Origin of the sequence: Trichococcus sp. (genome assembly GCF_049589555.1) — a bacterium.
GTDB lineage: Bacteria > Bacillota > Bacilli > Lactobacillales > Aerococcaceae > Trichococcus.
The window spans coordinates 1-3992 of record NZ_JBAWAZ010000352.1 but is presented as its reverse complement, the minus strand read 5'-3'; the positions used below and the strand labels follow the sequence as shown (position 1 = coordinate 3992).

The window sequence follows — 3992 nt, the reverse complement described above, 5'->3', positions numbered from 1 at the left end:
TCGAGCCGATCCTGTACGCCAAGTTCAAGCGATTATCTTAACGGAAAAGGAGTTTGCTAAATGAGTCTCATCCATCACATCGAAATCAATGTCAGCGATCTGGAAGCCAGTAAGCAATTTTGGTCTTGGCTTCTGGAAAAAATAGGTTTTACAAAGTACCAGGAATGGGATCAGGGCTTCAGCTACAGGGAAGACGATACGTATATCGTCTTCGTTCAGACAGCCGAACGTTTCCTGGACGAATCTTATCACCGCGGCTGGACAGGATTGAACCATTTGGCCTTCGCGGTCGATACAAAACAGAAGGTGGACGAACTGTACAGGGAACTGCAAAGTCGCGGCATCCCGTTGTTGTATCCCGAAAGGCATCCCTTCGCAGGCGGTAAGGAACATTACGCCGTCTTTTTCGAAGACCCCGATCGGATCAAAGTCGAGGTTGCGGCAAGGTCCCCATTCGGACAGACGAAACACATCCATTAATGGCGAAAATTTAAATAACAGAAAGTGGGAAAGGCTATGGAAATCGGGATCATCATCCATTCTCTGACCGGCAATACCTTGTCGGTAGCGGAGCGGCTGCAGGAAAGGCTGATGGCTGACGGGCACGACGTGGAAATCGAACAGCTCAAGACCATCGGAGAGGAAAACACAAACGAAAACAACAGCGCGAACATCAAACTGAAGTCCTATCCGGATCCGCAGGCGCACGATCTTCTGATCATCGCCGGACCGGTCAGAGGAGCTTCTGCTTCGCCTGTCCTGAAACATTATTTTTCGCAGGTCGGCCAATTTGAGAACCAGCCGACGCTCCTGTTTGTGACCGAGTTTTTCCCATTCCCTTGGATGGGCGGCAAAAATGCCTTGAAGCAGATGACGGCACTTTGCGCAGAACACGGAGCCGATGTTATCGGCAGCGGCGTCATCAACTGGAAGAATCCACATCGCGAAAGGCAGATTGAAGATCTGTTGCAGCAATTCAGCGAGTTGGCTGCGCGGATGGATCAAAAAATCAAATAGCTACGCTGTACAAGATATCCGGAAAGGGGCGTCATCAGATGATTACCATCTTCAATCCTGAGGAACAGAAGTGGCCGATCAAGGTCTGGCTGGAGAATGAGGAACAAATGGGTGAGGACTGTCTGCAACAAGCGAAGAACCTGTCTAATCTGCCGTTTCTGCATCAATGGGTCGTACTGATGCCGGATACGCATTCCGGCTATGGGATGCCGATCGGAGGCGTCATCGCTGCCGAAAAGGTCATCATTCCGAATGCGGTCGGGGTGGATATCGGATGCGGGATGAGCTTTGTCCAGACGAACATTCCGGTTGAACGGCTGATCGAAATCGAGACGCCGAACGGGAAACTGGCTCAGGCAATCGCGGGCGACATCCTGCGGAATATCCCGACAGGCTTCGAGCACCATAAGAAAAAACAGCAATGCGAATCGGTCGCCCGCTTCCTCGAAGGGCTGACGCCCGATGAAAAGGAGACGATGCCGCAGGAATTGATGAAGGAACTGGATGGCGCTGCCTATCAGGTCGGCACACTCGGAGGCGGCAACCATTTCATTGAACTGCAGACGGACGACCAGGGAAAGCTTGGCATCATGCTGCATTCCGGATCGCGCAATCTGGGCTTCAAGATCTGCCATTATTTCAACGATCTGGCAAAGGAAATGAACAGACAGAGCCAGTCTCCGGTCCCTCCCGAATGGGATCTGGCTTATTTTTCAACCGAAAGTGATCTCGGGAAATTGTACCTGCGCTGGATGAAATTAGCGATGGATTTCGCCGAGGAGAACCGCAACCAGATGATGGAGAAGGTGTTGGGAATCGTCCGCCTCTGGGTGAAAAAATATGCAGGCATCAACCAGGTAACCTTATCGGATGCCGTCCATTGCCACCACAATTATGCCGCAATGGAAGAACATTACGGCAAACAAGTCTGGGTCCACCGCAAAGGAGCCATCCGCGCCGGTGTGGGCGAACTGGGCATCATCCCGGGAGCGATGGGGACATATTCCTATCTCGTCAAAGGCAAAGGAAATCCGAAAAGTTTCCAGTCCTGTTCACATGGGGCTGGCAGGCGCATGAGCCGATTGGATGCCAGAGAGCAGTTCAGTGTCCAGGACACCATCCTGGATTTGAGGGCATTAGGTGTCTTTCTCGCGAAAGCCAAACGGACAGACGTCGGCACGGAATCGCGCTTTGCTTATAAAGCCATCGATTTTGTGCTCTCACAAGAACTGGATCTGGTCGAACCAGTCCGCCGCCTCAAGACCGTCGCAGTTGTAAAAGGCTGAAAGAAAAGAGGAACAAAAAATGGAACTGCAGGAAAGGTATATTGCGGCGGGCCTGAAACATATCCCGCCGGCCGAAAAAGATGAAGTGGAAAAAAACATGCGCCGCATCATCGCGGAGCGGTTGGAAGGACGCGGCGATCCTTCCGAAGAAACGGAACGCGAAGTGTTGAGAGGATTGGGGAGTCCAAGGATACTTGCTGAAAAGCAACTGAAGGAACCGCCCCATCTGATCGGTCCGGAGCTGTACGGCACCTACCTCCTGATCGTGAAAATCGTCATGACGGTGGCGGTCATTGGCACGCTGATCGGAAATACAGTCGATTTCATCGTCAATGATGGCGGGCTGCTGCATTATTTCGCCCTAAGTTTCGGGACGGCAATAAGCGCAGCAATCGGAGCCTTCGGGTGGGTGACGCTCGTGTTCGCCATCATGGAAAGGACGGCAAAAGAGAAGATCCTGAGGGAAATCCAGGAAGACTGGAGTCTGGCTGATCTGCCCGAGAAGGAAGTCCCGCAGAAACCGTTCAGCAGGATCGGGGTCATCATCGGCATCATCTTTACGGTGCTTTTCCTCGTCCTCGTCAACCAATACAGCCAGCTGCTGGGATTCTACTATACGCTGGACGGCAGCATCCAGGAAATGATTCCGGTGTTGAATCAGGAAGTGTTCGGCAGTTACCTGCCTTACATCAACGCCATGTTGGTGCTGCAATTGCTGTTCTCCGCCAGCAAACTCGTTTTCAGGAAGTGGACCTATCCGGTCGCGACCGCCAATCTGATTTTGAATGTGCTTTCGTTTGTATTATTGTGGTTCATCCTTCAAGATACAGCCATCCTGAATCCGGAGCTCGTCACGAAAATCGCCGAAGCCACGGACGGGCAACGAGTACTCAATACTGCATTCAACTCGATCAAAGCTGTATTCCTTTTCATCTTCCTGTTGGACTCCTTTGAGGGTTTCCATGATGCCTACAAAAACAGCAAAAAGCCGGTCTGAACCGGCAAACAATTGCTGCGGGTATGTGAAAAGCGGAGCGGATGTTCTATAATGGGAATGCAAAACAAAACGGTTATTCCGCTGAGCGGCAGACCGGTATTTTTGGAGGGAATCAATTAAACATGGAACAGTCAAAAGCAAAAGAATACATCCTTCTCAACGAAGCCACGAACGAATATTTGACGCGCGTAACCTTCATGGGCAGCACCGTCTACAAGACGACGACGCTCGATTTGGCGATGCGTTTTTCCGATCAGGATAAAGAAAACCTCGAGGCGATGGGAGCCGGAAATCCGGATAAAGTGCTGAACAACATCGAAGCGACGGCCTTCGGAAACGACAGCGATGTGAAGGAGACATACAGACTGTCCAACCTGAGCTTCCTGTCGATCAACGACTTGACGCCGGAAGAACGGGCAGCCTTCGATCAGGAAATCGAAGAGGGCAAAAAGAAAGCCGCCCGGATCCATTGCTGCCGGATCGTCAGCAGATAGACCGCCAAGAAACAATCAACAGAAATCAATCAAACCAGTCATTATCCAGGACAGAGCAGTAGGCAAAATTTCAGGTCAGGTTGCACAAGCCAGCCCCGTAAAAAAGATTGCTGCTGACTTCGAATGACACTCCTCGGCGGATAGTCGAGGGACGCCACCGAAAAGGCAAAAAGGGGCTGTATCAAACCAGAAGAGAAT

5 protein-coding genes are annotated in these 3992 nt (G+C 51.3%); all 5 read left to right on the top strand.

Annotation, left to right across the window (positions count from 1 at the left end; all coding sequences use genetic code 11):
* Positions 1-60: 60 nt before the first annotated feature.
* The 5 genes from WBV27_RS12150 (at position 61) to WBV27_RS12130 (ending at position 3794) form a co-directional block, all read left to right on the top strand.
* Positions 61-480, top strand: a complete 420-nt coding sequence (locus tag WBV27_RS12150; RefSeq protein WP_424202395.1) for a VOC family protein — start codon at positions 61-63, stop codon at positions 478-480.
* 36 nt (positions 481-516) lie between these two features.
* Positions 517-1017 (top strand): flavodoxin family protein, encoded by a 501-nt coding sequence (locus WBV27_RS12145; RefSeq protein WP_424202394.1) that lies wholly within the window; start codon positions 517-519, stop codon positions 1015-1017.
* Positions 1018-1055: 38 nt separating this feature from the next.
* A complete protein-coding gene (locus tag WBV27_RS12140) occupies positions 1056-2303 on the top strand; it encodes an RtcB family protein (protein ID WP_424202393.1) in 1248 nt (415 codons plus the stop codon).
* A 19-nt stretch (positions 2304-2322) separates the two neighbouring features.
* Positions 2323-3300 (top strand): hypothetical protein, encoded by a 978-nt coding sequence (locus WBV27_RS12135; protein ID WP_424202392.1) that lies wholly within the window; start codon positions 2323-2325, stop codon positions 3298-3300.
* A gap of 122 nt (positions 3301-3422) precedes the next feature.
* The gene (locus WBV27_RS12130) at positions 3423-3794 is read left to right on the top strand and encodes a hypothetical protein (RefSeq protein ID WP_424202391.1); all 372 of its coding nucleotides are present in this window, start codon (positions 3423-3425) and stop codon (positions 3792-3794) included.
* The last annotated feature ends 198 nt before the right edge of the window (positions 3795-3992 follow it).

Bases quoted from the DNA above. Each gene is read 5' to 3' on its own strand.
- WBV27_RS12140 (WP_424202393.1), top strand. From the start codon at position 1,056: ATGATTACCATCTTCAATCCTGAGGAACAGAAGTGGCCGATCAAGGTC.
- WBV27_RS12135 (WP_424202392.1), top strand. From the start codon at position 2,323: ATGGAACTGCAGGAAAGGTATATTGCGGCGGGCCTGAAACATATCCCG.
- WBV27_RS12130 (WP_424202391.1), top strand. From the start codon at position 3,423: ATGGAACAGTCAAAAGCAAAAGAATACATCCTTCTCAACGAAGCCACG.
- WBV27_RS12145 (WP_424202394.1), top strand. From the start codon at position 517: ATGGAAATCGGGATCATCATCCATTCTCTGACCGGCAATACCTTGTCG.
- WBV27_RS12150 (WP_424202395.1), top strand. From the start codon at position 61: ATGAGTCTCATCCATCACATCGAAATCAATGTCAGCGATCTGGAAGCC.